This is a genomic window from Streptomyces sp. 35G-GA-8 (assembly GCF_023534745.1).
Taxonomy (GTDB): Bacteria; Actinomycetota; Actinomycetes; order Streptomycetales; family Streptomycetaceae; genus Streptomyces.
In genome coordinates this window covers 71,070-97,512 of sequence record NZ_JAMHJQ010000019.1, presented here as the reverse complement: position 1 = coordinate 97,512, position 26,443 = coordinate 71,070, and the positions used below count along the sequence as shown (strand labels likewise).

Annotated in this window: 20 protein-coding genes; 14 read left to right on the top strand and 6 right to left on the bottom strand. The window is 72.0% G+C overall.

The window, feature by feature from the left end; translation table 11 throughout:
- Position 1: 1 nt before the first annotated feature.
- Complete coding sequence (locus tag M1203_RS33475; RefSeq protein ID WP_249953612.1) at positions 2-1,621, bottom strand: FAD-binding oxidoreductase; 1,620 nt, start codon at positions 1,619-1,621, stop codon at positions 2-4.
- Between the two features lie 68 nt (positions 1,622-1,689).
- Between M1203_RS33475 and M1203_RS33470 the strand changes: the two genes are divergently transcribed.
- The 4 genes from M1203_RS33470 to M1203_RS33455 all read left to right on the top strand — a co-directional run bounded on the left by M1203_RS33470 (position 1,690) and on the right by M1203_RS33455 (position 6,518).
- Positions 1,690-2,289, top strand: coding sequence for a TetR/AcrR family transcriptional regulator (locus M1203_RS33470; RefSeq protein WP_249953611.1), 600 nt, complete (start codon positions 1,690-1,692; stop codon positions 2,287-2,289).
- Positions 2,286-3,893: a glycerol-3-phosphate dehydrogenase/oxidase gene (locus M1203_RS33465; protein ID WP_249953610.1), complete on the top strand. Its 1,608-nt coding sequence runs from the start codon at positions 2,286-2,288 to the stop codon at positions 3,891-3,893. Before M1203_RS33470 ends, M1203_RS33465 begins: the two co-directional genes overlap by 4 nt.
- Before the next feature lie 219 nt (positions 3,894-4,112).
- On the top strand, positions 4,113-4,988 hold the full coding sequence (locus tag M1203_RS33460) for an LLM class F420-dependent oxidoreductase (protein WP_249953609.1): 876 nt from the start codon (positions 4,113-4,115) through the stop codon (positions 4,986-4,988).
- A gap of 195 nt (positions 4,989-5,183) precedes the next feature.
- Entirely contained in the window at positions 5,184-6,518 is a 1,335-nt protein-coding gene (locus M1203_RS33455) for a DUF3089 domain-containing protein (RefSeq protein ID WP_249953608.1), read from the top strand.
- Between the two features lie 28 nt (positions 6,519-6,546).
- On the opposite strand, the gene M1203_RS33450 is transcribed toward M1203_RS33455, so the two are convergent.
- A complete protein-coding gene (locus M1203_RS33450) occupies positions 6,547-6,963 on the bottom strand; it encodes an organic hydroperoxide resistance protein (protein WP_249953607.1) in 417 nt (138 codons plus the stop codon).
- 124 nt (positions 6,964-7,087) lie between these two features.
- Between M1203_RS33450 and M1203_RS33445 the strand changes: the two genes are divergently transcribed.
- From M1203_RS33445 to M1203_RS33435, 3 genes are all read left to right on the top strand, one after another.
- Positions 7,088-7,615, top strand: a complete 528-nt coding sequence (locus tag M1203_RS33445; RefSeq protein ID WP_249953606.1) for a MarR family winged helix-turn-helix transcriptional regulator — start codon at positions 7,088-7,090, stop codon at positions 7,613-7,615.
- A gap of 172 nt (positions 7,616-7,787) precedes the next feature.
- On the top strand, positions 7,788-8,693 hold the full coding sequence (locus M1203_RS33440) for an NADP-dependent oxidoreductase (RefSeq protein WP_249953605.1): 906 nt from the start codon (positions 7,788-7,790) through the stop codon (positions 8,691-8,693).
- Positions 8,694-8,805: 112 nt separating this feature from the next.
- A complete protein-coding gene (locus M1203_RS33435; protein WP_249953604.1) occupies positions 8,806-9,507 on the top strand; it encodes a ribonuclease H in 702 nt (233 codons plus the stop codon).
- Between the two features lie 24 nt (positions 9,508-9,531).
- On the opposite strand, the gene M1203_RS33430 is transcribed toward M1203_RS33435, so the two are convergent.
- From M1203_RS33430 to M1203_RS33415, 4 genes are all read right to left on the bottom strand, one after another.
- A complete protein-coding gene (locus tag M1203_RS33430) occupies positions 9,532-10,500 on the bottom strand; it encodes a PfkB family carbohydrate kinase (protein ID WP_249953603.1) in 969 nt (322 codons plus the stop codon).
- Positions 10,497-11,975: a cytosine permease gene (locus M1203_RS33425; protein ID WP_249953602.1), complete on the bottom strand. Its 1,479-nt coding sequence runs from the start codon at positions 11,973-11,975 to the stop codon at positions 10,497-10,499. The genes M1203_RS33430 and M1203_RS33425 overlap by 4 nt, the downstream gene beginning before the upstream one ends.
- A 174-nt stretch (positions 11,976-12,149) precedes the next feature.
- Entirely contained in the window at positions 12,150-13,142 is a 993-nt protein-coding gene (locus M1203_RS33420) for an ADP-ribosylglycohydrolase family protein (RefSeq protein WP_249953601.1), read from the bottom strand.
- The gene (locus M1203_RS33415) at positions 13,139-13,858 is read right to left on the bottom strand and encodes a GntR family transcriptional regulator (protein WP_249953600.1); all 720 of its coding nucleotides are present in this window, start codon (positions 13,856-13,858) and stop codon (positions 13,139-13,141) included. The genes M1203_RS33420 and M1203_RS33415 overlap by 4 nt, the downstream gene beginning before the upstream one ends.
- Before the next feature lie 167 nt (positions 13,859-14,025).
- On the opposite strand from M1203_RS33415, the gene M1203_RS33410 reads away from it, so the two are divergent.
- The 7 genes from M1203_RS33410 to M1203_RS33380 all read left to right on the top strand — a co-directional run bounded on the left by M1203_RS33410 (position 14,026) and on the right by M1203_RS33380 (position 26,420).
- Positions 14,026-14,721 (top strand): TetR family transcriptional regulator, encoded by a 696-nt coding sequence (locus tag M1203_RS33410; RefSeq protein WP_249953599.1) that lies wholly within the window; start codon positions 14,026-14,028, stop codon positions 14,719-14,721.
- A gap of 374 nt (positions 14,722-15,095) precedes the next feature.
- Complete coding sequence (locus tag M1203_RS33405) at positions 15,096-16,109, top strand: ketoacyl-ACP synthase III family protein (protein ID WP_249953598.1); 1,014 nt, start codon at positions 15,096-15,098, stop codon at positions 16,107-16,109.
- The gene (locus M1203_RS33400; protein WP_249953597.1) at positions 16,106-16,393 is read left to right on the top strand and encodes a phosphopantetheine-binding protein; all 288 of its coding nucleotides are present in this window, start codon (positions 16,106-16,108) and stop codon (positions 16,391-16,393) included. Before M1203_RS33405 ends, M1203_RS33400 begins: the two co-directional genes overlap by 4 nt.
- Positions 16,377-17,663, top strand: a complete 1,287-nt coding sequence (locus M1203_RS33395; RefSeq protein ID WP_249953596.1) for an acyl-CoA dehydrogenase family protein — start codon at positions 16,377-16,379, stop codon at positions 17,661-17,663. Before M1203_RS33400 ends, M1203_RS33395 begins: the two co-directional genes overlap by 17 nt.
- A complete protein-coding gene (locus tag M1203_RS33390; protein ID WP_249953595.1) occupies positions 17,660-18,733 on the top strand; it encodes an HAD family hydrolase in 1,074 nt (357 codons plus the stop codon). The genes M1203_RS33395 and M1203_RS33390 overlap by 4 nt, the downstream gene beginning before the upstream one ends.
- A gap of 15 nt (positions 18,734-18,748) precedes the next feature.
- Complete coding sequence (locus tag M1203_RS33385; RefSeq protein ID WP_249953594.1) at positions 18,749-20,779, top strand: non-ribosomal peptide synthetase; 2,031 nt, start codon at positions 18,749-18,751, stop codon at positions 20,777-20,779.
- Between the two features lie 31 nt (positions 20,780-20,810).
- Positions 20,811-26,420: a condensation domain-containing protein gene (locus tag M1203_RS33380; RefSeq protein ID WP_249953593.1), complete on the top strand. Its 5,610-nt coding sequence runs from the start codon at positions 20,811-20,813 to the stop codon at positions 26,418-26,420.
- Positions 26,421-26,443: the final 23 nt, after the last annotated feature.

Below are 26,443 nucleotides of genomic sequence, written 5' to 3'. Positions count from 1 at the left end.
GCTACGCTCCGGTGGGCCGGGGCCGCACGGGCGGCAGAAGGATGCCGGGATTGAGGATGCCGGACGGATCGAGCCGGTCCTTCACCGCGTGAAGGACCTCGACGCCCAGCGGGCCGATCTCCTGGGCGTACCCGTCACGGTGATCGGTGCCCACACCATGGTGATGGCTGATGGTGCCGCCCGACGCGAGGATCGCTTCGCCCGCCGCCCGTTTGGCGAGCGCCCAGTCGGCCGCCGGATCCTCGCCCTGTGCGCAGAGCACGGTGAAGTACAGCGACGCGCCCGTCGGGTACACGTGCGAGACATGGCACATGACCACGGGGGGAGTGCCCGCGCCGGTCAAGGTGGTGGTGAGCGCGGTCCGCACGTTCTCGTAGAGGGCGGGAACGTCGGACCAGAACGCGGCGGTCTCCAATGTCTCGGCGAACGCCCCGATGTCCAGCAGGGCGTCACGCAGATACGGTGCGGAGAAGCGGCCCTCGGCCCACTTCCTTCCGGGTGCCTCGCCCAGGAACTCCCCGCCCCGGTCGCGCAGTGCGGCATGGGTACGCGTCCGGTGTTCCGACACCTCCGCCGCGCCGCCCTCGTGGCCGACGACCGCCAGGCACCCCGTGCCCGCGCCGGAGGCGGCGCCGATGGAGGCCGGGTCCGCCAGGCCGACGGCGGTCTCGGTCTCGTCGGACAGTCGCAGTACGGTGGGCATCAGCCCGTTCTGGGCGAGCGCCCGCAGCGCGTCCCGGCCCGCCGCGAACGAGCCGAAACGCCAGCCCTCGTAGGCGCGGGTCTCGGGAGCGGGGCGCACACGTACCGTCACCGATGTGATCACGCCGAACGCGCCCTCGGAGCCCAGCACGAGCTGCCGCAGGTCCGGCCCGGCGGCGGAGCGCGGAGCGCGCCCGATGTCCCAGGTCCCCTCGGGCGTGGCCACCCGCAGGGCCGTCACCATGTCGTCGAAGCGGCCGTAGCCCGCCGACGCCTGGCCGCTGGAACGCGCGGCGGCGAAACCGCCGATCGTCGCCCACTCGTAGGACTGGGGGAAGTGGCCGAGGGTGAAGCCCTGTTCGGCGAGCAGCGCCTCGGCCTCGGGCCCGCGCAGCCCGGGTTGCAGGACCGCGGTACGGGAGACCGTGTCCAGGGCGGTCAGCCGGTTCATTCCGCGCAGGTCGAGAGCGATGAAACAGTCGGGCGTGCCGGGTGCGAGGCCACCGACCACGCTGGTGCCGCCTCCGAAGGGGACGACCGCGACCCGACGCTCCGAGCAGGCCCGCAGGACGGCGAGCACTTCGTCGTGGTCGGCGGGCACGACCACCGCGTCGGGTGCGTCGCCGACCGCGCCGGCACGGATCCGCAGCAGGTCGGTGGTGGACTTGCCGCGTGTGTGCCGTACCCGGCTCTCGGCGTCGGTGAGGACATGTCCCTCTCCCACGATCCGGGTGAGCGCTTCCTCGGCGTCGGCGGTCAGCCGGTGGGCGCGCGGCTCGATGTCCGCCAGTTCCACCCGCCGCCCGTCGCCGGGCCGTACGCCGAGCAGTTCGCCCAGTACGTCGGTGATCCGGCCGGGCAGCGGCGCCGCTCTGCCCGGGTCGCCCCATCCGCTCCACAGCATGTGCGTCGGATCCATCCGATTCCTCGCTTGTCCGGCTTGTCAGCCTGTTCTCACGGCCGTTGGGCGTCGTTACACTGTGACATGTGACGCCTAAACGAAACACCCCGCGCGACGACAATCTTGTTCTCGACGCGGCGCGGGACTGCGTCCTCGCGGTCGGTGTGCGACGAACGACCCTGACCGATGTCGCCCGCAGGGCAGGGGTGTCGCGGATGACGCTCTACCGGCGCTGGCCCGATGTACGCGCACTCGTCGGCGATGTCATGACACGTGAATGGGTGGCGGTCACCCTGGGAGCGGTTCCGCCGGACGACGGATCCCGGCAGGTACGGCCCCATCTGGTCGACACCCTCGTCGCCGGACTCCGGGCGCTGCGCGGCCACCCGTTGCTGCGCAAGATCCTCGACGTCGACCCCGAACTGCTGCTCCCCTACCTCTTCGACCGGCGCGGCGCGAGCCAGGACAGGGTGCTGGAGTTCATCGAGGAGGCACTGCGGCGGGGGCACGCGGACGGCTCCATCCGCGCGGACCATCCGGTACGGCAGGCGCGTTGCCTGCTGCTGGTGCTCCAGTCGTTCGTGTTCTCGACGCGGACCATGACCGACGACACCGACCCCGAGCTCACCGAGGCCGCCTTCCATGACGAACTCAGGCACCTTCTCGAAAGGACCCTGACCCCATGAGCCCCGCCGCCCGCCCCGACTTCTCCCTCAAGTTCTCCCCCGACTTCTCTCTCAACGCGGCCCGCCGGTCCGGGGAACTGGCCGAACTGGCCGAGGGGAAGCGGGTCGACGTCCTGGTGGTGGGTCTGGGGGTCACCGGCGCGGGTACGGCGCTGGACGCCGCCTCACGCGGTCTTTCGGTGGCGGCGATCGACGCGCACGATCTGGCCTTCGGCACTTCCCGGTGGAGCTCCAAGCTCGTCCACGGCGGACTGCGCTATCTGGCGTCGGGTCAGGTGGGCGTCGCCCACGAGAGCGCGGTGGAACGTGGGGTGCTGATGGAACGCACCGCTCCCCATCTCGTACGCGCCCAGCCCTTCGTCATGCCGCTGACCGCGCTCACCTCGCGTCGGAGCGCCGCTCTCGCGGAGGCCGGGCTGCGCGCGGGTGACCTCCTGCGCGCCGTGGCCGGCACGGCTCGGCGCACGCTGCCGGGACCACGGCGGCTGTCCGCCGTGGAGACGCTGCGGGCGGCGCCCGGCCTGCGCGGGCACGGGCTGCGCGGCGGACTGTGCTCCTGGGACGGTCGACTCGTCGACGACGCACGGCTTGTGACCGCGATAGCGCGCACCGCCGCCGGTTATGGCGCCAGGATACTGACCCGGACGCGCGCGCTGTCCGTCACCGGCACCGGAGCCCTGATACGCGACGAGCTGACCGGGCAGGAAACCCGGATCCGGGCCCGGATGGTCATCAACGCCACCGGTGTCTGGGCCGGCGGGCTCGTCGAGGACATCCGGCTCCGCCCGTCCCGCGGCACTCATCTGGTGCTCCGCGCCGAGAGCCTGGCCGGTCTCCACACCGGCCTGCACATCCCCATCCCCGGCGAGACGAGCCGCTTCGTGCTGGTCGTCCCCCAGGACGACGGCAGGGTGTACGTGGGTTTGACCGACGAGCCGGTCGATGGGCCCGTGCCCGATGTGCCCGAGGCGCCGGAGTCCGACATCGGCTTCCTGCTCGACATCCTGGGGACCGTGCTGGACACGCCGGTTCGCCGCCGTGACGTGGTGGGCGCGTTCGCGGGGCTGCGGCCTCTGCTGGACACCTCCCATGGCGCGGATGCGGGCGGCCCCCGGACCGCCGACCTCTCACGTCGGCATGCCGTGGTGACCTCCCGGGAAGGCGTGGTGACTGTCATCGGCGGCAAGCTCACCACCTACCGCCGGATGGCCCAGGACGCCGTCGACACCGCGCTGGCCGCCCGTCACCTCCACGCCCCACCGGGTCGTGGCACCGCACGCCTTCCCCTGGTCGGCGCCGCTTCACGGGCGACTCTGGCGACTCTTTCCGCCCCCCGCGGACTGATCGAACGCTACGGAACGGAGGCGAGCGCGATCCACGCGCTGGGGGAGCGGAACCCGGACCTCCGCGCGCCCGTGGCCGACGGCGTGGACATCACGCGGGCCGAACTCGTGTGGGCGGTACGGCACGAGGGCGCTCTCGACGTGTCCGACCTCCTGGACCGCCGCACCCGCGTCGGTCTCGTACCGTCCGACCGCGCCGCCGCGCTGGCCGCCGCACATGAGGCGCTGGCCGCGACGGCACGTTCCGCCAGGGGTGTCTGAGCGGCCCCCGCGCCTTGCGCCCGCGCGACCCGCGTCCCGGACCCGTTCAGCTGTTCGGCGGCGTGGACGAGGCGGGGGCCTTCCCGGCCGGTGATGATGGCAAGGGCGCTGTTTCCCGGTCTGAGGAGTCCCAGGAATAGGCCGCGTGGGACCCGGGTTGGCAGGGTCACGGGGTGGCACGGTCATCACTGGATTCGAGTCCGAGCGGGAGACAACACGATGGTGAATCTGCGGGAATCCGTGGGCCGTTACGGGATCTGGAGCGTGGAGCTCCGCTCCGAGGACGCCGCCCTGCGCGGGGAGATTCCCGAGGCCGCCGCCGAACTGGAGGAGCTCGGCTTCGGCGCCGTCTGGCTGGGCGGCAACAGCGGAGTCGAGCACGCGGTGCCTCTGATCGAGGCCACCTCCCGGCTCACCGTCGCCACCGGGATCCTCAGCATCTGGCAGTACGAGGCCGCCGACGCGGCCGCCCGCTTCCTGACGCTGGAATCCCGGCATCCGGGGCGTTTCCTGCTCGGGCTCGGCGCCAGCCACGCCCAGCTCGCCGAGCAGTACCGGCGCCCCTACTCCTCGATGGTCGGCTATCTCGACGCGCTGGACGCGGCGGGGATGCCGGCCGGGCGGATCGTGCTGGCCGCCCTCGGGCCGAAGATGCTCGAACTCTCCCGCGACCGCGCGGGCGGCGCGCACCCGTACCTCGTCACCCTCGAACACACCGAGCGGGCCCGTGAACTCCTCGGCCCCGACCCCCTGCTCGCACCTGAGCTGAAGGTCGTCCTGGACGCCGATCCCCTCAGCGCCCGCGCCACCGCCCGCGGCTATCTCGCCCGGTATCTCGCCCTGCCCAACTACACCAACAGCTTCCTGCGGCTGGGGTTCACCGAGGACGACTTCGCCGGCGGCGGCAGCGACCGGCTCATCGACGCCGTCTACGCCTGGGGCGACGAGGCCCGGATCCGGAGCCGTATCGACGCCTTCCGCGCGGCCGGTGCCGACCATGTCGCGCTTCAGATCGTCACGGGTGAGGGCACTTCCGGGGCGCCGGGCGCCCTGCCGCGCGCCGAGTGGCGCCGACTCGCGGAGGTCCTGGCCTGACGCCTTCCCCCTCACTCCTGACGCCTGACGCCTGACGCCTGACGCCTGACGCCTGACGTTGGCCGGTTGTCGCCATCCTCGGCGTCTGAGGTGTGAAGTCTCTCCCTTTGGATCAAGGTGAGGGGGACGGGCCGGACGGGTCCCCCGGGACAGCGACCGCGCGCCCGCGGATGGGAGGGAACACCCGTGTCCCGTATGGACGCTGTGCGAAGACTTCTGATTCCGGTGGCCGCTGTTCTCGCGATGGTGCTGTCGGCCACGAGCGCGCAAGCGGGCCCGGCCACCGGGGCAGCCGCCGACCCGGTCGCGCGTCCGCTGGACCGTACCGTCTGGCTGTGCCGGCCGGGGCTGGTGGACAACCCTTGCGGGCAGGACGCCGAGGGCATGCCCCAGTCGGGTGGCCCCGAGCTGGTCACCCGTTACCCGAGCGGTGGGACCCGGCTGCTGGACGCCACCCGGTTCGCCGCCGACGGAAGCGGGAAGCGCGAGCCGTTCACCATCACCGAGAAGCCGCCCGTCGACTGCTTCTACGCCTACCCGACGGTGGACCTGCTGCCCAACCCACCACTCAGGATCGGGGGCCTGCCCCCGGTGCCGCAGGACGTCCACCAAGCCGTGACGCTCATGCAGAGCGCCCGCTTCGCCGGGCTGTGCCGGATGTTCGTTCCGATCTACCGCCAGGTACCGCTGCCCGCTCTGGTCGCCGGGATCGTCATCGGCTCGGGCGCCGACCTGACCACGGCGACCATGGACATCCGGGACGCCTGGGACGACTACTGGACCCATGACAACCGTGACCCGGAGACCGGTGAGCGGCGCGGGGTCGTCATCCTGGCCCACTCCCAGGGGACCGCCGTCGCCGCCGTACTGATGCGGGAACGCGTGGACGAACACCCCGAGGTACGTCGGCAGCTTGTCGCCGCCGCGCTGATCGGCGGGAACATCGAGGTGCCGGAGGGCCGGGACGCGGGCGGTGGAGCCGATCCCGCGTCGACGTTCCAGCACATCCCCGCCTGTCGGCGCCCCGCCGGCGCCCCGATGCCCACCGGCTGCGTCGTCTCGTACGCCACCTACTCCCTGCCCAAGGGCGCCCTGCCCGCCGTGATCGGCAGAACGGCGAGCCCCGGCCACCGCGTGGTCTGCGTCAACCCGGCGGCGCTGCTGCGCGGCGAGGCCGGGGACGCCCGCGTACCGCTCGACCTGTATCTGCCCACCCGGCGGCTGATCGGTGGCAGCGCACTCCTGCCGAACGGACCGCTGGCCGTGCCCCTGAACGGCTACCGACTCCCGAACCTGGCCACGGGCTTCGCGCACCACCCCGGCGCCCTCATGGGCGAGTGTGTCCATGCCACCGACGGCGCGGTCAGCGCCGACTGGCTCCAGGTCGGCGGGGATCTCTCGTACTTCCCCGCCTCCGCGCCCGCCGGACTGACCGGTCTGCACGCCATGGACTTCAATGTGGCCCAGGGGGACCTGATCGCTCTGACCGCGGCGCAGACCCGCGCGTGGCTGGAGCGCCGGAACCCATGACCGTACGGTCGCGCCTCCGGCCGGGTCGCTACTCGATGACCAGCTCGACCGGGATGTTGCCGCGGGTGGCGTTGGAGTACGGGCAGACCTGGTGGGCCTGGTCGACGAGTCCCTGACCCAGCGGGCCTTCGAGGTGCTCGGGCAGCTCGACCCGCAGGACGACGGAGAGCCCGAAGCCCGAGGCGACATCGCCGCCGATGCCGACCTCGGCCGTCACGGACACGTCCTTGGTGTCATGACCGCCGGCACGGCCCACCGCGCCCAGGGCGCTGGCGAAGCAGGCGGCGTAGCCGGCGGCGAAGAGCTGCTCGGGGTTGGTGCCCTTGCCGCTGCCGCCCATCTCACGCGGCGGCGCCAGCTGGACGTCCAGGAGTCCGTCGGAGCTGACGGCCCGGCCGTCGCGGCCGTTCGCGGTGGCGATGGCGGTGTAGTGCGTCGTGGTCATCGGATCTCCTCATAAGTGGCGCGGCATGGCTCGGAGTGCGGCCGACGACGGGGGCGCCGGCCGACCTCCACGAGAAGAGTGTAGCGCAATTCAATTGTGCACAACTAAAGAGTACGATGGCTTTATGGAACGCACAGCGGACACGGCCCTGGAGGACGGGGCGGCGGCGGGGCACCTCACCCCGTCGGTACGCGGGGCAGCCCGCGCGGAGGAACTGCTGCGCCTGGACCGGCAGGTGTGCTTCGCGCTGCACGCGGCCTCCCGCGCGTTCGACGCGCTCTACCGGCCGCTTCTGGGCGAGCTGGGCCTGACCTATCCGCAGTACCTGGCGATGCTCGCCCTCTGGGAGCACGACTCGCTGACCGTCAAGGAGCTGGGTCTCGCGCTCCGGCTCGACTCCGGGACCCTCTCGCCCCTGCTCAAGCGACTGGAAGCGGCCGGACTCGTGGTGCGCGAGCGCAGCCGCAGCGACGAGCGCTCGGTCACTGTCCGGCTGACGACCTCGGGTGCCGCGCTCAAGCGGCGCGCCCGGGTGCTGCCCGAGACGGTCCTCGCCTCGACCGGCTTCGACGAGGGTGAACTCACCGCGCTGCACCAGTCGCTCGGCAGGCTCACCGCGGCTCTGGACAGCGCCAACGCGCGCCGTTCCTGAGCGCTGCCCGTACGGGCCGTCCGTACGGGACGTACGTACGGGACGTCCGTACGGGCTGTACATACGGACGGGCCCCTCGCCGAACGGCCGCCACGCGAGATGTGCCGTCCAGAGGTGTGCCACAGAGTGGGAGATGTGGGAGGGCGGGACCGGACCGAGAGGACGCAGGGACATGCTGGCAGTGGAGTACGCGGAGTACGGCGATCCGTCGGTTCTCGGGGTGGCCACCATGCCCGAACCGCACGCCGGTCCCGGACAGATCCGTATCGCGGTGTACGCCGCCGGGGTGAACCCCGTCGACTGGAAGGTGCGGTCCGGCGGGCTCAAGGATCTGATGCCGCGGAAGCTGCCCGCGATCCCCGGTGTGGAGGCGGCCGGTGTCGTCGACGAGGTCGGCGAGGGCGTCGACGCGGTCGCCGTGGGGGACGAGGTGTTCGGGCTCGGCACCGCGACCTCCGCGCAGTTCGCCGTCCTGGATCACTTCGTTCCGAAGCCCGACTCGCTCGACTGGTCCCAGGCGGCCGGGCTCGCGTTCGCCTCGGAGACCGCGGCACGTGCCCTGAAGATCCTTGATCCGTCCCCCGGGCAGACGCTGCTGATCGACGGCGCCGCGGGCGGGGTGGGCAGCGCCGCCGCGCAGTTCGCGCTCGCCGACGGGGTCGCCGTGATCGGCACGGCCGGTGAGTCGAACCACGCGTATCTGCGCTCTCTCGGCGCCGAGCCCACCACCTACGGACCGGGACTGCCCGAGCGCGTGGCCGCCCTCGCCCCGAACGGGGTCGACGCCGCGCTCGACACCGTCGGCAAAGGGTCCCTGCCGGATCTCGTCGCGATCACCGGTTCCCCCGACAGGGTGGTGACCGTCGCCGACCTCTCCGCCGCAGAGCACGGCGTACGGATGACCACCAAGGCATCGGCGTTCGACGCCCTGGCCAAGGCGGCGCGCCTCGCCGGCGAGGGAAAGTTCGGCGTCCGTATCGCCGCGGAGTTCACGCTCGCCGACGCGGCGAAGGCCCACGAGATCAGCCAGGGAGGACATGCCATGGGCAAGGTCGTCCTGCGGCTGACCGGAGTCTGACCGCTGACCGGAGTCCGACCGCAGCGCGGCCGAAGCACGCCCCGGAGGGGCAAGCGGCTCGGTCGGCGGGGGAGAGGAGGGTGCGGTGCTCGGCGGGCCACGGGGCACTGGCATGATCGGTGGCATGGCTGAACGCGTTATCGCCGCGTGTGACGGGGCGTCGAAAGGAAATCCCGGGCCCGCCGGCTGGGCCTGGGTCATCGCCGAGGGTGACGGGACCTCCGTACGGTGGGAGGCGGGCCCGCTGGGCACGGCCACCAACAACGTCGCGGAACTCACCGCGCTGGAGCGCCTGTTGACGGCTGTCGACCCCAGCGTTCCGCTGGAGATCCGGATGGACTCCCAGTACGCCATGAAGGCGGTCACCACCTGGCTGCCCGGATGGAAGCGCAAGGGCTGGAAGACATCCGCGGGCAAGCCGGTCGCCAATCAGGAACTGGTCGTCAGCATCGACACGCTGCTCACGGGGCGCTCGGTGGAGTTCCGGTATGTGCCCGCGCACCAGGTCAACGGCGACCGGTTCAATGACTTCGCCGACCGGGCCGCCAGCCAGGCGGCGATCGCCCAGGAGGCCGCGGGCAGCGCGTACGACTCCCCGGAGCCGCCGGCCGCGCCCGACACCGTACGTGCGGGCGGCGCGGCGAAGACGGCCCCGTCGCGGCAGCGCGCCTCGGGGAGTTCGAAGAGGACGCTCAACGCCAAGTTCCCGGGGCGCTGCCGCTGTGGGCGCGCGTATGCCGCGGGTGAACCCATCGCCAAGAACCCGGACGGCTGGGGCCACCCGGCGTGCGCCGCGGCGGCGGCGCCGGCGTAAGGCCCCGGCGTAAGGCCCCGGCCGTCAGCGGCCCGTCGCGCCGAACAGCCGCTCCGCCAGGGGATCCCCGCCCAGGAACGCCGCCAGCTGCGTGCGGTCCGGCGCGGTGGCCGGGCCGCGGCGCCCCACCGCGTACGCCGCCGCCGCGTTGGCTCCGCGCGCGGCCGTCAGCGGTTCGTGGCCCTGGCCGAGCAGGGCCAGGAACGCGCCGACATGCGCGTCCCCCGCCCCATTGCTGTCGACCGCCTCGACCGGGAAACCCGGCACATGCCGCGGCGCCTCATCGGGCGCCGCGAGCCAGCAGCCGTCCTTGTCCGCCCGTACGAGTACCCCCGCACCCGGAGCCAGTAGCGCCCGCAGTGCCTCCGCCGCCGCGCGCGGATCGTCGTGGCCGGTCATCAGCCGGGCCTCGCGGGCGTTGCCGCTGAGCCAGTCCGTACGGGCCAGGACCGGGGCGAGGACCGCCTCGGGGATGTCGGCCACCAGCGGCGCCGGGTCGAAACAGACCGTGATGTCCGTCGGCAGCCCCGCGGTGAAGCGTGCCAACAGCGGCCCGTTGACCGGCATCACCAGCCCATAGCCGGAGAGCTGCACCACATCGCCGGGCCGCAGCCGCGCGCTGACCGCGTCGATGTCGGCCTGTGTCAGCTCCGCGTCGACCCCGAAGCTGGTGACGAAGGTACGTTCGCCGCCGGCGTCGACCAGGGCCACGGTGAAGCCGGTGTCGCCGTCCGTACGGGCCGGGAGCAGGACTCCGATGTGTTCGGCGGCGAGCGCCTCGCGTACGAGGTCGCCGTACGGCCCCGTGCCGTGCAGCCCGGCGAAGACCGCTTCCGTACCGAGGCGGCGGGCCGCGACCAGGGTGTTGAAACCGCCGCCGGCGGTCAGTTCCGTACGTGTGCCGATGACATCGCCGCCCCGTTCGGGCAGCGCGGGAACCTCGATCACCAGATCGGCGATGACATTCCCGGCGAGGACGAGACGGCCGCTCACCGTCCGGCCTCCTGGAGGGCGTCGGAGACGGGCTCGTCCCCGGTACCGGCCGTGGCGCCCGTACGACGGCCGAACAGCGCGTACACCCCGGCGCCCACGGCCATGGAGATCGCCCAGCCCAGCCCGTTCACACCGAACCAGGTGTCGGCGAGCGGGCCGGCGAACCAGATGTCGGTCTCGCTCGTCGACGCCTTGGTGAAGAGCAAACCGGCCACGATGGCGACGGCCCAGCCGAGAACGGCCGGAAGATGGAAGCCGCCCGCGTACCAGTACCGGCTGGTGCGGGTGGTGTCCATCAGCGCCTCCGGGTCGTACGTACGGCCGCGCAGCGAGTCCACCGCGATCACCCCGATCCAGGCCGAGATGGGGACGGCCAGGAGCGTCAGGAAGGTGGAGAAGGGGCCGTAGAAGTCGTCGGCGATCAGCATGAAATAGATGCCACCGGCGAACATCAGCACCACATCGAGGGCGACGGCCACGGGGCGCGGCACCCGCAGCCCGAGTGTGATCATCGTCAGCCCGGCCGAGTAGGTGGACAGATGGTTCGACATCAGCAGTCCGCCGAAGGCCGCGATCAGATAGGGGATCGCCATCCAGGAGGGCAGCATCGCGTTGATGGCGGCGACCGGGTCGGAGGCGGTGGCGAGCGTCGGATCTCCCGCGGAGAGCAGCGAGCCGAGCGAGATCAGCAGCACGAGCGGGATGCCCGCGCCGAACGCCGAGGCCACGATCAGCCGGCTGCCCGGGATCTCGCGGGGCAGATAACGGGCGTAGTCCGCGCCCGCGTTGGCCCAGCCGATACCGGTACCCGCGGCGATGAAACCGATGCCCGCGATGACACCGCTGGTCGGGCCCGCCGGGGCGTCGAGGACCTTGCTCCAGTCGACGGTCGCGACCAGGAAGCCCATCACGATCAGATTCAGGACGCCGAAGACGACTGTCGCCCACTTGTTGATCCACATGATGGTGGCGTGGCCGAGACCGCTGATGAGCAGTGTGCAGCCGATGAAGACCAGCAGACAGACGAGCGTGAGCACGGTGTCGCGGCCGACACCGAACGCGATGCCGAGCAGCGCGAGCAGCGCGTACGCCGCGGTGGTCGTGGTGATCGTCTCCCAGCCGACCCGGCTCAGCCAGGTGATCAGGGTCGGACCCGCGTTGCCCCGCTGCCCGAAGACCGCGCGGGAGAGGGTGAGCGCCGGGGCGCCGCCCTTCTTGCCCGCCAGGCTCAGGGCCCCCACCAGGGCGAAGGAGCCGAAGGAGCCGACGACGGCGACGAGCACCGCCTGCCAGATGTTCAGGCCGCGGAAGGCGACGAGAGTCGCGCCGAGCGGGAGCCCGAGGATGCTGATATTGGCGGCGAACCAGGTCCAGAACATCTGTCCTGCCTGGCCGTGCCGCTCGTTGTCGGGGACCGGTTCGATCCCTCGGGTCTCCATGGCACCGACGCGATCGTTCGTCTTCGAAACGGCCATGACGGAACCTCCTAGCAAGGTGCGAAGGGGCGGGTGATGGAAGCGGCTCGTCGAAGCCGGTGCTTCAAGGCGAGCGATGACGGCGGAGGAGCGGGTTCCGGGCCGAAGGAGACCCGGGGGTCAAGGTGTCCGGGGGCCCGGTGTCCGCGCGGCGCACGGGTGTCTCGGGGCGGCTCAGCGCAGGGCGAGCAGCCGGGCGGTCAGGGGTTCCAGGGCGAGGGAGTTGACGGTACGGAGGGTCCGGACGGCCTCGGAGGGCAGCGCCGAGAGCCCGGCGACCGATCCGGCGATCGCCCCCGCGATGGCGCCGATGGTGTCGCTGTCGCCACCGAGGTTGGCGGCGAGCAGGGCGGCACGCCAGGGTTCGCCGTCGGCCACGGCGAGCACCGCGAAGGCGGCGGGCACCGACTCCTGGCTGGCCACGCTGGTGCCGATGAGCGCGCAGATCCGGTCCAGCGCCTCGGCCTCCGGGAGGCCACGTACCAGCTCCCACGCCCACTCGATCCGGGACGCGATATCGGCCCCGGCGACCCAGTGCCCACGCCGCGCGCCGGCCCGGGCGGCGGCCACCGCGGCGGCGACGGCCTCCCCCAGTGTGCCTCCGTCGACACCCGTGCTGACGGCGGCGGCGACGGCCGCCGCGCCCGCGATCCCGACGGTCGTGTCATGGGTGACCTGGCAGGACTCCACGACATGGTCGAGGAAGGAGTCGAGCGGCTCGACGGCGAAGGCGATCCCGACCGGAGTGACGCGCATCGCGGCGCCGTTGGTCGTGCCGTGCCTCCCCGCCTCGTGCGTCGGTACGCCACGGGCCACCGCGTCCAGAGCGGCCTTGGTGGACGGGCCGAGGAGATCGAAGGAGCCCTTGGCCTTCATCTCCTTCTCCCAGTCCAGCAGCTCATGGGCGAGGCGCAGCGGATCGATGCTGCCGCGGCCCTCGTCGATCAGCCGGCCGACGATGACGGCCTGGTCGGTGTCGTCGGTGACGGAGCCGGCCGGCATGCCGGCGCTGACCGGGTTGTCGGGGAGGGCGGGCTCGAAGCCGGTGAGGGTGCCGTAGACCCGTACGACCTCCTCACGGGACATCACCTGGGTGGGCATGCCGAGGGCGTCGCCGAGGGCGAGTCCGTAGTACGCGCCGAGGGCACGGTCGAGTCGGTCGGTCACAGTCGGCCTCCTCGGCCCGAGCGCACACGCAGTTCGAATCTGGCGGGGTCGAGCAGGCTCGTGACCTGCTCGATGACCGAGCCGTCGGCGGCCCGGTAGACCTGGGCGAGCCGCAGGAAGGACTCGCCCGGGGAACGGTGCAGTACGGCGGCCTCCGCCGCGTCGAGCCCGATGACCGACACCAGGCCCTCGCCGGAGTCGGTGATACGGCCCGCGGCGATCAGCGCCCGGTTGAGGGAGCCGCCGTCGAGGCCGCGCTCCGGCAGCCCCACAAGGTCCCCGGTGGCGGGCACCCTGCTGTGTTCGAGCGATACGCCCTGTCCGTCGGGGAGCCGTCTGACCCGGTCCAGCGCGATGAACGCACTCGACGCGAGCCCCAGTTCGGCGGCCAGTTCCGGATCGGTCACCTCCTCGAAGCGGAGGGTCCGGGTCGTCAGCTCGGTGCCCTGCTCGGCCAGCGCCCGGGTCCAGCCGAGCCGGTTGTCCAGCGGCGTCCCGTCGAAGGTGACGAAGGACCCGATCCCCGCGTGGGTGGAGATCAGCCCTTCCTCGCCGAGGACCTGGAGCGCCTGCCGCAGGGTGGTGCGGCTGACGCCGAACCGCTGGGTGAGCGCGTGCTCCCCGGGCAGCCTGCTGCCGTCGGTATGGACGCCGGAGCGGATCTCGTCGGCGAGAACGCGGGCGATGCGATGGTGCTTGTGTACCTGTCCAGGCATGTCTAGAAGGTAAACGGACAGGATCCTTCCGGTCCATAGCCCGCGGAGTTTTTCTTTCACCGGTGCGGGGCGCTCCTTTCGGGCGCGCGGTGCCGAGTCCCGTCCGGAGAGCTTTCAGTGTCTGCATACCTTGCAGCTCATGAAATGTTCTGCCTACAGTCGATCGCGTGACACCGAAACCGAGGCGGCGGACGGGCGGGCCCGAGGGGCTGCGCGAACGCAGGCGGCGCGAGACCCACCGTCTGCTGGCGTCCGCGGCGCTGCGTCTGGTCGTGGAACGCGGCCTGGACAGGGTGACGGTGGAGGACATCAGCGGCGCCGTCGGCGTTTCCTCGCGTACTTTCTTCAACTACTTCGCGACGAAGGAGGACGCGCTCGTCCTGCCCTACGCGGACCGGGCCGAGCGCTCCGCCCTGGTGGCGGAGGCCGTCGTCGCGGCCCCGGAAGGACTCACTCCGCTGGACGCCGTCGCCCGTGCGTGGCGGCCGGAGATGGAGCGCGTCGACGCGGACCGGGACGAGTGGCTGGCCCGGCTGTCCGTACTGGCGGAACACCCCTCGCTCGTCTCCCGGATGATCGCCATGGAGGCGGGGGACGAGCGGCGCGTGGTGGAGGCGATCGCCCTCCGTACCGGCCTCGGCGCGGACGACCCGTACCCCGCGCTCCTCTATTGCGTCGCCGACGGCGCACTGCGCGCCTGTCTGCGTCGCTGGCACCGGCTCGGCGGCGCGCGGTCGCTCGTCGAGCTGATGGATCACGCGGTCCGCGTCGTGGCCGTCGGTCTGCCCGCGCCCCCGGTCCCGGTGCGTGAGCGACGCGGCACGGGCGCGGAGGGCGACTCGGCGCGCACGAAGCAAGGGTGAGCATTCGGCCCACGCCAAATCATCCGTAAGTGATTTGGGTCACAGTCTTGGTCCCGGGTGGGTGCGCGTGCCGGAAATCGCCGCCTCTCGCGGGTGTGTGCGAGAGAGGGGCTGCCCTGGCTCCGGATGACGGATGTCATGGCCGGGCGTGATGTATGTCAGGAAATGGATGCTCTCGTTCCTCATTTCACTGTGATCTGCGTCATATGACCCCGGGTTGGGTCGATGCTTACATCCGTCCGCACGGTGTGGTGATCGGCTCGACGAACACGGCCCGTGGGCTGTCCCAGCCGCTCTCCCAACTCCCCTGCCGAACAGCGCCGATGCTCAGAAGCCCAGGCTTCCCCGCCGCCCAGGACCGAGAGGGAGAGCGCGTGACCGATCCAGCGGAACGCGGTGACACGGCACCGCTCGCCGTACGTGAGGCAGCCTGGTATCTGCCGGAGCCGGTCGTTCCGGTCACCGGACTGGCGGCATGGGACGAGACCGAGCTCCACACCCGCGGGAGTCTGGGGATCGACACCGTACATGCGGACGACCGGGTGAGCGCGGTGGACCTCTGCGAGCGCGCCGCGCGTCGTGTGCTCGACCGATCCGGTGTGGGCGCCCGGGAGTTGGGAGCCCTCGTCCTGGTCGAGTCGCGGGCACCGGAGACCCTGCTCAGCTCCGAGGCGACCCGGCTGCAGCATCTGCTCGGCGCCGACACGGCGACCACCCTCACGGTGGGCGGGCTCGGCTGTGTCTCGATCAGCGCCGCGCTGCTCACCGCCCGTGGGCTGCTGGCCGGGGACCCCTCCATGGACAACGTCCTGGTCGTACACGGCAGCAAGCCGGCCGCGGCGGTGCGCTACCGCCACCCCGTGACGGTCAACGGCGACGGCGGGCAAGCGCTGTTGCTCTCCCGCCGCGGTCCCGTCCGGATCCTCGACATCGCACAGCGGACCAACGGCCAGTACTGGGACCTCTTCCGGGTGAAGTACCGGGACCGGCCCACCGCGCAGTGGCATGAGGAGTGCGGCGACCCGGCCACCTACTCCTTCCGGCTCGCCATGGAGACACGTGGCGCGCTCTCGACGATGCTGCGCGAGGTCCTGGAACGCAACGGTCTGACCCAGGCGGACATCCGCGGCTACCTCAGCCACAACCTGTCCACGGGCAGCTTCACCTTCACCGAGGAATCCCTCGGCATCGACATCCTGCCCGTCTGCCGGGAGAACCTCCGGCGCTACGGACACCTCGGCTCGAACGATGTCTTCCTGAACCTCTACACGGCCCTGGAGCGCAAGGAACTCGCCACGGGGGACCGCGTCGTACTGATCAATGCCAGTCCGGTAGCCGCCTGGAGTCTGCTGCTGGTCGAGATAGGACCACAGGAGGGTGTGGCGTGAACGGCAGCACCGGCAGCACCGGCATCACCGGAGAGGTCACGGAGTTCCTGACCGCGGCCCTCCGCCGGCCGATCGGCCCGGACGACGACTACTTCGCCATGGGCCTCGCGAACTCGCTCTTCGCGCTGGAACTGGTGACCTTCGTCGAGGAGCGCTTCTCGTTCACCGTGGAGGTGGAGGACCTCGACCTGGACAGCTTCCGCACGGCCAACCGCATCACGGAATTCGTGCTCCGCAAGACCGGGGCCGACCGGCTGACGGAAACCCATGACCAGGGTGCCTGACGCCACGCCGCCCGGAGCCGGGCCGCCGGACGACACCCCGACGCACCACACCCTGATGCACGACCCCCCGGCGCTCGCCGGCCGGCCGGGCGACGGCCAACCGGCCGCCGCGGAACGGTCCTTGATACGCGCGGCGGCCGAACTCGCCGCCGGAGCACGCGGTCCGGCGGCCGACTGGGACCGGACCGGCGGACTGCCCGACTCGGTACGCAAGGACATGGCCGCCGCGGGTCTGCTCGGCGCCGATCTGCCCCGGCGATACGGCGGAGCGGGCCTCGGCCCCGCGGCGCTCGGCGAGGCCGCCGCGCATCTGGGCGGCGCGTGCAGCGCGATGCGCGGGCTGCTGACCGTGCAGGGGATGGTCGCGGCGGCGCTGGCGCGCTGGGGCACCCGCGAGCAGCGCGCCGACTGGCTCCCGAGACTGGCGAGCGGAGAGCTGACCGCCGGCTTCGCGGCCACCGAGCAGGCGGCGGGCAGCGCGCTCGGGGCCGTCGAGACCCGTGTCGACGACCCAGGCGACGGCGGGGACATCGAGGTGAGCGGCCGCAAGAAATGGATCACCTTCGGGGCGGTCGCCGATGTCTTCCTGGTGCTGGGCAAGAGCCGGGGCAAGCCTGCCACCGTCCTCGTCGAGGCGGACCGTACAGGCGTGAGCCGCGAGCCGGTGACCGGCCAGCTGGGCATGCGCGCCGCGCGGATCGCCCATGTCACCTTCGACGCCGTGCGGGTTCCCAGGGACCATCTCGTCGCCCCGCCGGGGCTCGGGCTGTCCCATGTCGCGGCCACCGCGCTCGACCACGGACGCTTCACCGTCGCCTGGGGCTGCGTGGGCATGGCCGAGGCGTGTCTCGCCGACGCCGCCACCCACGCCGCCACCCGCTCCCAGGGCGGGGTGCCGCTCGCCGACCACCAACTGGTCCGCTCCCTGCTGGCCCGCAGCGCGGTGGACACCGCCGGTGCGCGTGAACTGGCCCGCCGGGCGGCGGAGTTCCGGGCGCCGGGACCCGGCCGGGGCGTCACGGAGACCATCGTCGCCAAGTACGCGGCCGCCGCTGCCGCCGCCTCGGTCAGCCGCGACACCGTACAGATCCTCGGCTCGGCCGGCTGTGAACCCGACAGCAGACCGGGACGCCACTTCCGGGACGCCAAGGTCATGGAGATCATCGAAGGAGCGCAGCACGTGTCCGAACTCCACATAGCCGATCGCCTTCTGCGCCGGTTCGGCCCTCCGCCCGCCTCCGGCACACGAAGCCCCGGGGAGTCGGCATGACACCCGACCAAGGCTCCCGTACGCACGCCCCGTTGACCGCCCCTGTCGTCAAGTGCCTGGTGTGGGACCTGGATGACACTCTGTGGGACGGGGTCGTCCTGGAGAACGACGATCCCGAGCCCTTCCCCGAGGCCCTGGAAACCCTCAGCGCCCTGGACAAGCGCGGTATCCTGCACGCCGCCGCGAGCCGCAGCGAACACAGCGCCGTCACCCGTCATCTGACGGACCGAGGCCTGGACGACTGGTTCTGCGCGGTCCAGGTCGGCTGGGGCGCCAAGTCCGCCGCGCTGCGCCGTATCGCCGAAACCCTCAACATCGGTCTGGACACTCTCGCGTTCGTCGACAACGACCCCGCGGAACGGGCCGAGGTGGCGGCGGCACTGCCCATGGTCCGGTGCTACCCGGCCGACGAGGTCGGCCGCCTCCCGGACCACGCCGAATTCCAGCCGGAGCAGATCACCGAGGAGGCGTCCCGGCGGCGCGCGCTCTATCGCACCGAGTGGCGGCGCCGGGAGGCGGAAGAGGAGTTCGGCGAGGACCGGCAGGCCTTCCTCACCTCACTCGATCTGGTGATGCGGCTGCGCCCGGCCACCGAGGACGATCTCGCGCGGGCCAGTGAACTGACCGTCAGGACCCATCAGCTCAACAGCACCGGCCTGACCTACGACGCGGACGAACTGCGGGCGCTCAGCGCCTCACCGGACCATCAGGTGCGGGTGGCCCGGCTCAGTGACCGGTTCGGCGACTACGGGATCATCGGCCTCGCCGTCACCGAACTCACGCCCTCGGACTCGGTCCTGCGGCTGATGCTGATGTCCTGCCGGGTCGCGTCACGGGGGGTGGGCGGTGTCCTCCTCAACCATCTGGTCCGGGAGGCACTGGCCGAGGGCCTTCGGCCCGTCGCGCACTTCGTACCCACCGACGTCAACCGGAACATGCTGGTCACTCTCCGATTCGCGGGGTATCGGCCGGTCGCCACCGAGGACGGCCGGATGGTGCTCGCGGTCGATCAGGACCGCCCGGCCCCGGAGCACCAGGGCCACACCCGTGTGATCACCGGCGCGGAGTGAGAGGGGGAGACGACCGTGGTGTACAGCTACGCGCGTGACCGCGACGGAGCCGCCGGGACGCGGGCCCAAGGCGCGTCCGGGACCCGTGAGCGGAGCGCGATCGGGACGCGGGAGCGGAGCGCGACCGCGGCGGACCAGGCCTCCGTCCTGGACGCCTTCAGGCGACAGGCCGCCCGCTCACCGGAGACGACCGCCCTCATCATCGGGGAAACGGCCCTCACCTACCGCGAACTCGACCACGCCTCGGCCGGGCTCGCCCAACTCCTGCGCCGGCGCGGCGTACGGCCGGGCCGGGTCATCTGCATCCGCGTCGAGCAGAGCGCGCTCGCTGTGATCGGGGTACTCGCCGCCCTGCGGACCGGCGCCGCCTGGGCCGCGCTCGAACCGGACCTGCCGGTCTCGCGCGTACGGGCGCTGTTCCGGGACACCGACTGCGCGGTGGTGCTCAGCGCGGGAGAAGACCCGGCGATGACGGGCCTGGCGAACCCGCCGGAGCGGATCGACGCCGCCGGACTCCGGATCCCCGACCTCATCGAGACGGGCGCGCGGGCCGCGGACACCGACGAGGGGTATCCGCCGGTCGCCGAGGACGCCCCCGCCTATCTCGTCTACACCTCGGGATCGACCGGGCTCCCCAAGGGGGTCATGGTCAGCCGCGCCCAGCTCGCGGCGTCCATCAACCCTCGCGCCGGGGTCTACGGCACCGAACCCTCCACGTTCCTGATGGCGATGCGGCTGTCGTTCGACGGCATGCTCGGCGGCATGTTCTGGTCGTTCCGCAACGGCCACACCCTGCTGCTCCCCGATCTGCGGCAGCTGAGACAGGTTCAGGAACTGGCCAGGTTGGCCGGCCGACACCGGGCGACCCATCTGATCGTCGTTCCCTCCTACTACCGCGCGCTGCTGGACGAGAGCCGGCTGCTCCCCGATTCCCTGCGGCTGGTGGTGGTCGCGGGCGAGGTCTGTACACCGGAGCTGGTGCGTACCCACCAGGAGCGGCTGCCCGGAGTGCGACTCGCGAACGAGTACGGCCCCACCGAAACGATCATCTCCTGCACCGTCGAGCCCGACCCGGACGCCTCTCGGCCACGGATCCCCATCGGCCGGCCCTGGCCGGGCGCCGAGGCCTGGGTACTGGACGACCGGCTGCGCGAGGTACCGGCCGGGGTGGAGGGCGAGCTGTACATCGGCGGCGCGTTCGTGGCACTCGGCTACGCGGGACAGCCCGGCAAAACGGCCGAGCGGTTCGTCGCGGACCCGTTCGGACGGCCGGGCGCGCGCCTGTACCGCACCGGTGATCTCGCCGTCGTCGACGAACGGGGAGCGCTGCACTACCACGGCAGGACGGATCTCCAGGTGAAGATCCGTGGCACCCGTATCGAACTGGGCGAGATCGAGAGCGTCCTGGAGCGCCACCCGGCCATCGGCCAGGCCGTGGTGGTCCCCGAACCGGCCGAGGACGACGAGCTGCGGCTGATGGCCTTCGTCACGCCCGCCGGGCCCGGGATCACACCGCCCGGCGGCATGACACTGCGCCGGCACTGCCTCGAACATCTGGTGGAACAGGCCGTTCCCACGATGTTCGTGCCGGTCGCGCGGATGCCGCTGAACAGCAGCGGCAAGGCCGACCGCGCGGCCCTGCTGCGCGACTCCGCGCCGGTGGGCGGAGACGAGCGGGACCCGGTGGCGGGGCGGGACGACGGCCGTACGAGCGCCGACTCCCCCTGGGAGCGGTGGACCGGCCACCGGCGCACGGTCGGTGCCATCTGGGCGGCCGTCCTCAGACAGTCCGAGACCGGGCCCGACGACAACTTCTTCGCGGTCGGCGGCAGTTCCCTGAAGATCATCGATCTGCACGCCCGGCTGAACCAGCGGTGGCCCGGGGTGCTGCGCATGGGGGAGCTGTTCGATCTCATCACCATCTCCGCCCAGGCGGAGGCGATCACGAGCCGCGTGGGGACGGACTTGGGCGCGGGCGCGGGCGCGAACGCGGACGTGAACGTTCGGCGAGAAGATCTCACACCCCCGACCGCTTATGAGCTGTGAAGGCAGGGAGCCGCATGAACGGGAGGGCGATATGACCGGGACGGGTGTGGCGTACGGAACCGGTGCGACGCGGAACGACGGTGCGACGCCGGAAGACCGCGCGGTGCCGAACGACCTTACGGCGCGCGAAGACGGTGCGACGCCGACGAGGCCGGCCGTCGCGGTCATCGGTATCGCCACGCGCTTTCCGGGGGCCGACAACCTCGACGCGTTCCGGGCGAATCTGCTCAACGGCGTCGACTCCGTACGCCCGATACCGCCCGAGCGGGTCGAGTCCACCTGTCTGGACCCCTCCGTGGACTACCCGGAGCTGGGATATCTGGACCGGATCGATCTCTTCGACCATGAGTACTTCGGTCTGTCGCGGCGCGAGGCGGAGGTCACCGACCCGCAGCACCGGCTCGCCCTCGAACTCACCCACGAGGCCCTGGAGAACGCCGGATACGCCCCCGAGGGCCTGCGTGACAGCCAGACCGCCGTGATCTTCAGCTCCCCGAGCAACGGTTACGCGCCGCTCGTCCGCGAGCAGGGCACACTGAGCATGATCGGCAACATCCCGTGCGGACTGCCCGCCCGGGTCTCCCACATCTTCGGGCTCACGGGGCCCTGTTACGGCGTCGACACCGGCTGCAACGGATCGCTCGTCGCCGTACACCAGGCATGCCGGGAGCTGCGCGACGGCGACGCGCGGTACGCGGTGGCCGGCGGGGTGAGCCTGCGCCATGTCATCGCCCCCGCGGCCACCGTGGCGGACTTTCCCGGCATCAGCTCGCCGACCGCCAGGTCCCGGGCGTTCGACCACGCGGCGGACGGGGCGGGCGGCGGCGAGGGCGGCGCCGTACTGCTGCTCACCACCCTGGAGCAGGCGCTGGCGGACGGCGCGTTCATCCACGCCGTGATCCGCGGCAGCGCCGTCGTACACAACGGCCGGCACTCCGCCACCATCAGCACACCGAGCGCACGGTCCCAGGCCGAGGTCATCCGCAAGGCGTGGCGCGGCGCCGGCCTGGACATCGCGACGGCCGGGTATGTCGAGACACATGGCTCGGGCACCCGGCTCGGCGACGCCATCGAGGTGGAGGGGCTGACGCTCGCCCGCCCCGGCGACCGACGCGGCCTCGCGGTCGGATCGGTGAAGACCAATCTCGGACATCTGGACCACGCGGCGGGAATCGCCGGGCTGGTCAAGACCATCCTCAGTGTGCGACACGGTGAGCTGTACCCCTCGCTGCACTTCGAACGGGCGCCGGAGGAGATCGACCTCGACGGCGCTCGCCTCGATGTCGTGACATCGGTCCGGCCCTGGCGGGACGAGGTGCGCCGGGCCGGTGTCAGCTCGTTCAGCCTCGGTGGCATCAACGCCCACTGTGTGGTGGAGCAGGCGCCTCCGACGGCCGTACGGCGCGCGGCCGACACGAGCGATGGCCCGGCCGAGGCGCGCTTGGTCGGTGTCTCCGCCCGTACGCCCGCCGAACTCATCGCGCAGTGTGAACGGCTCTCGCTCGAACTGCGCCACAGCACGCGGCCGTTGGCCGATATCGCCAGGACCCTGAACGAGGGACGGGAGCACCACCCCTACCGCGTCGGCGCCGTGGCCCGCCGGACCGCCGAACTGGCCGTCGCACTGGCCGCCGAGGCCACCTGGCAGCGGCTGGCGGCTCCCGGTACGGCGCCGTCCCCGGGGGTCGGCCGGACCGAATCCCGGCGCGCCACCGCGCCCCGCGTGGTGTTCCTGTTCTCCGGTGACGCCGACCCCGGCCGGTCGCCGGGGACGGGCCCGTCCCCGGACCCGCTGCCCGAGCGATTGCCCGTACCGGCCGATCGCGCCGCGATGGTGCGCGCCCAGCTCGCCGCGTACACCCGGCTCACCCGGGCCGGCGTGGCCCCTGACGGGCTGATGAGTTCCGGGATCTCGCGCTACACCGTCCGTCATCTCCAGAACACCCTGACGCCCGCCGACACCACGGCGCTGGAGCGGGCGACGAGCGGCCAGGACCCGACTGTGGCCGGCCGGGCACTCCGGCTGGAACAGCTGCGGGCCGCGGCGGACGAGCAGTTGGAGAGCGGTCCCGTCGTCTTCGTCGAGCTGGCGGCGCGCGGGGAACTGGGCGAGCGACTGTCGGAGTATCTGGACGGCCGCCCCGGCGCCCGCGTCCTGACTCTGGAATCCGGCACGGACGGGGTACTCGATGTGCTCGCCCGGCTCTACGAGCTGCGGTGGGATCCCGACTGGCCGGCGCTGGCAGCGGCGGCGGGCGAACGCGGGGGCGTCGGCCGCCGGGTCCCGCTGCCCGGCCGCCCGCTCCGGGGCGTCCGCTGCTGGGCCAGGCCCGTGGGCGACATCATCTCCTTCGAGGGGTTCGGAACGGCCGCGTCGACGGTCGTGTCGACGGCGGCGGCCACCGAGGCGGCGACATCCCCGGCGCCCACCGCCGCGCCTGCCCCTGCCCCGGCGCCTGCCCCTGGGCCTGCCCCTGTCCCGGCTCCAGTCCATGTTCCCGCGCCCAGGCCCGTTCCGGCGTCGGCTCCGGTCCCCGTACCCGTCGTCCCCGCGGCCCCCGAACCCGTGCGCGCGCCCGTGCCCGAGCCCGTGCCCGAGCCCGGTCCGTCCGCGCCGTCCGGTTCGCAGACGGTGCTGAGCTGGCTCCAGGAATCCCTGACCGATCTGCTTCGCGCGGACGAAGTCCCCGCCGACGCCGACTACTTCACCATCGGCGGGAACTCCGTCATCGCGCTCCAGCTCGTCCAGGGAATGGAGCGGCGCTACGGCGCCCACCTCAAACTGGTCGACATCTACGACCACCCCATCGTCGGCGATCTCGCGGACGCACTCTCGGCCCGGCTGCCACAGGCCCCGCCGGAGAAGGGGACATGGCCGGAGCTGTCGGCCGAGCCCGCCGCCCGGGACGACGGCCCCACGCTGCCGCCGATCCTCCCCGGCGACGAACTGGTGCTGTCGTACGGGCAGGAACGCATGTGGTTCCACCACCAGTTGGACCCGACCACCACGCTCTACAACCTGCCGGGCGTCTCCCGGCACCGCGGCCCGCTGGATCCCGACGCCGTACGGCTCGCCTGGGAAGATCTCGCCCAGCGGCACGAGACCCTGCGGTCGAACTTCGTCGAGGCCGACGGGCGGCCCCGGTTGGTGATCCGCCCGCGGCTGGGCGACTTCTTCCGGTACGAGGACGTCTCCGCCGACCCGGACCCCGAGGCCGCGGCGCGCGCGGTCATCAGGGTGGAGACCGGCGTTGTGTTCGACCTCGCCCGTGACTCGCTGGTCCGGGTGACCCTGGTGCGTGTCGCGCCCGACGAGTATCTCTTCTGCTGGGCGATGCACCACGCGGTCAACGACGGCTGGGCGCCCCAGATCCAGATGAAGGAGTTCCTGGCGTTCTACACGGCCCGCCTGGAAGGCCGCGTACACCGGTTCGAGCCGTTGCCCGTGCAGTACCGGGACTACGCGCGCTGGCAGCGCGAACTGCTGGAGGGCTCCCGCCTCGACGGTGAACTGGACTACTGGCGCGGGCGATTGAGCGATCCCCCCGCGCTCGAACTGCCCACCGACCGGCCGCGTGCCACCCGGATGGACTTCGCCGGAGCCTCCCATGGGTTCACCATCCCCGGTGAACTGGTCAACGGACTGCGGGCCGTGGGCGGCCGGGAGACCGCCACCCTCTTCATGGTGCTGCTCACCGGCCTCAAAGTGCTGCTCTCGCGCTGGTCCGGTCAGCGGGACATCGTGATCGGCACCCCGACCATCGGCCGCAGCCGCCCCGAACTGTGGGGCCTGCTCGGCTTCTTCAACAACACCATCGCCCTGCGCTCCGACCTCTCCGGCGATCCCACCTTCCGGGAGCTGCTGCGCCAGGTACGAGGTGTGGTGCTCGGCGCACTGGACCATCAGGAGATCCCGTTCGACAAGATTGTGCGTGAGGTCGCACCGGAGCGCGATCCCAGCCGGAACCCGATCTTCGATGTGATGTACGTCCACCAGACCCTTCCGGCGGGGCTCGCGTTCGGCGAGGACCTGTTCGGTCCCGCCGGACACGAGGACACCGGTCCTTACTTCCCCGGACTGCCGAAGGGCACGGCCAAGTTCGACCTCACGGTGGTCGTCGCCGAGCGGGCGGGCGAGGAGTCGCTCGACGTGGTGATCGAGTACGCCACGCAGCTCTTCGACGCCGGTACGGTCGAGGCCCTGTCGGCCTCGCTGATGGAGCTGTTGGGTGCCGTCGCGGCGAACGAGGACACGCCGTACGGGGAGATCCCCGTCGAGCCGACCGCCGCAGAGTCCGCCGCCCCGAGCACCCCGGCCCCGGTCGTCGACTCCGGAGACCACGGAGATCACGAAGAACACGGAGCCCCGGTCAGCGTCTGGCTGGAGCTGCGTGGCGAGGTGGACGGGGCCCGGTTGCGCACCGCGTTGCGGGAGCTGGCGGAGCGGCACGCCGTGTTGCGTCCCGTACGCGGTGACTTCTTCACGGCGGTCGACACCTCCGACCGGGACGACCCGCCCGCCGCCGCACGTGAACTCGCCCTGGCGGAAGCGCGGAGACCAGTGGAACCGGTGGCGGCCCGTCCGCTGCGCGCGCTGCTGATCACCACTGGCCCCACCGAGCACATCCTCGTGGTGACCACCCACCCCGCGGCCTACGACGGAGGGCAGCCCGGTGTGTTCTTCCGGGACCTGTTCGCCCTCTATGGCGCGCGGCTGCACGGACACCCGGCGCGACTGCCCGCCCTGCCCGAACCCCCCGTCCCGTACGACGAGTACGCGCGCCCGCGGCGCGAGCCGGGCGCTGGAGGCCAGGGCGGTGATGCTCAGGGCGCTGATGCTCCGGGTGCGGATGCTCCGCTCAACGGCCGCCTCGACCACTGGAAGCACACCCTCGCCGGGCTGCGCGCCTTCGACCTGCCCGCCGACCGGCCGCGCCCGCTGTCCGGTACGGGCGCCTGCGCCGCCCACACCTTCCTGGTTCCGGCGGAACTCGCCGTCGGACTGGGCCGCTCCGGAGCCCGTGAGGGGCTGCTCGCGGGTATCGCCACGCTTCTCGCCCTGCGTTCCGAGACGGAGGAAGCGGTCATCGGACTCACCACGGCGCCGGCGCCGGACGCCGGCGAGTCGATCGGCCCGTTCGCGCGCACGCTGCCCCTGCGGATCGCGCTCGCCGACGAGCCTTCCTTCGACCGGCTCACCGGGCGGATCCGAGAGGTGGCCGCCGACGCGGAGAACCATCGGGATGTGCCGCTCGCCGAGATCGTCCGCGCGGCCGGTGTGCCTCAGGAGCCCGGGCGGGCGCCGCTCTTCGATGTCGTCTACGCCCACCACCGCCTGCCCGCGGCGCTCGGCGCGGCGGCCGGCATCGAGGCCGGTGCCGTGCGGTGGCCGGGGGAGGAGGCAGGACGGCTCACCCCGGCCGGCGGTACGGCGGGGCACGACCTGGTCTGGTCGGTCGTCGAAGGCCCCGGGCCGGACGCGTTGCAGATCTCGGTGGAGTACCGCACCGAGATGTTCGACGCCTCGACGGTCGCCGCCCTGGCCGACGATCTGGTCGCCCTCTTGCGCGCCGCCCTCCGTGAGCCCGCCGCGCCACTGCCCCGCCTGTGGTTCGGCGCCGCCGCGTCACTCGCCGACTGACATCCCGGACAGAGCCGAAGGAG

Excerpts from the sequence above, each read along its gene's own strand:
- M1203_RS33440 (WP_249953605.1), top strand. The coding sequence starts at position 7,788 with ATGCTGGCAGTGGAGTACGCGGAGTACGGCGATCCGTCGGTTCTCGGG.
- M1203_RS33475 (WP_249953612.1), bottom strand. The coding sequence starts at position 1,621 with ATGGATCCGACGCACATGCTGTGGAGCGGATGGGGCGACCCGGGCAGA.
- M1203_RS33390 (WP_249953595.1), top strand. The coding sequence starts at position 17,660 with ATGACACCCGACCAAGGCTCCCGTACGCACGCCCCGTTGACCGCCCCT.
- M1203_RS33445 (WP_249953606.1), top strand. The coding sequence starts at position 7,088 with ATGGAACGCACAGCGGACACGGCCCTGGAGGACGGGGCGGCGGCGGGG.
- M1203_RS33415 (WP_249953600.1), bottom strand. The coding sequence starts at position 13,858 with ATGCCTGGACAGGTACACAAGCACCATCGCATCGCCCGCGTTCTCGCC.
- M1203_RS33465 (WP_249953610.1), top strand. The coding sequence starts at position 2,286 with ATGAGCCCCGCCGCCCGCCCCGACTTCTCCCTCAAGTTCTCCCCCGAC.
- M1203_RS33460 (WP_249953609.1), top strand. The coding sequence starts at position 4,113 with ATGGTGAATCTGCGGGAATCCGTGGGCCGTTACGGGATCTGGAGCGTG.
- M1203_RS33425 (WP_249953602.1), bottom strand. The coding sequence starts at position 11,975 with ATGGCCGTTTCGAAGACGAACGATCGCGTCGGTGCCATGGAGACCCGA.
- M1203_RS33435 (WP_249953604.1), top strand. The coding sequence starts at position 8,806 with ATGATCGGTGGCATGGCTGAACGCGTTATCGCCGCGTGTGACGGGGCG.
- M1203_RS33380 (WP_249953593.1), top strand. The coding sequence starts at position 20,811 with ATGACCGGGACGGGTGTGGCGTACGGAACCGGTGCGACGCGGAACGAC.
- M1203_RS33395 (WP_249953596.1), top strand. The coding sequence starts at position 16,377 with ATGACCAGGGTGCCTGACGCCACGCCGCCCGGAGCCGGGCCGCCGGAC.
- M1203_RS33450 (WP_249953607.1), bottom strand. The coding sequence starts at position 6,963 with ATGACCACGACGCACTACACCGCCATCGCCACCGCGAACGGCCGCGAC.
- M1203_RS33455 (WP_249953608.1), top strand. The coding sequence starts at position 5,184 with ATGGACGCTGTGCGAAGACTTCTGATTCCGGTGGCCGCTGTTCTCGCG.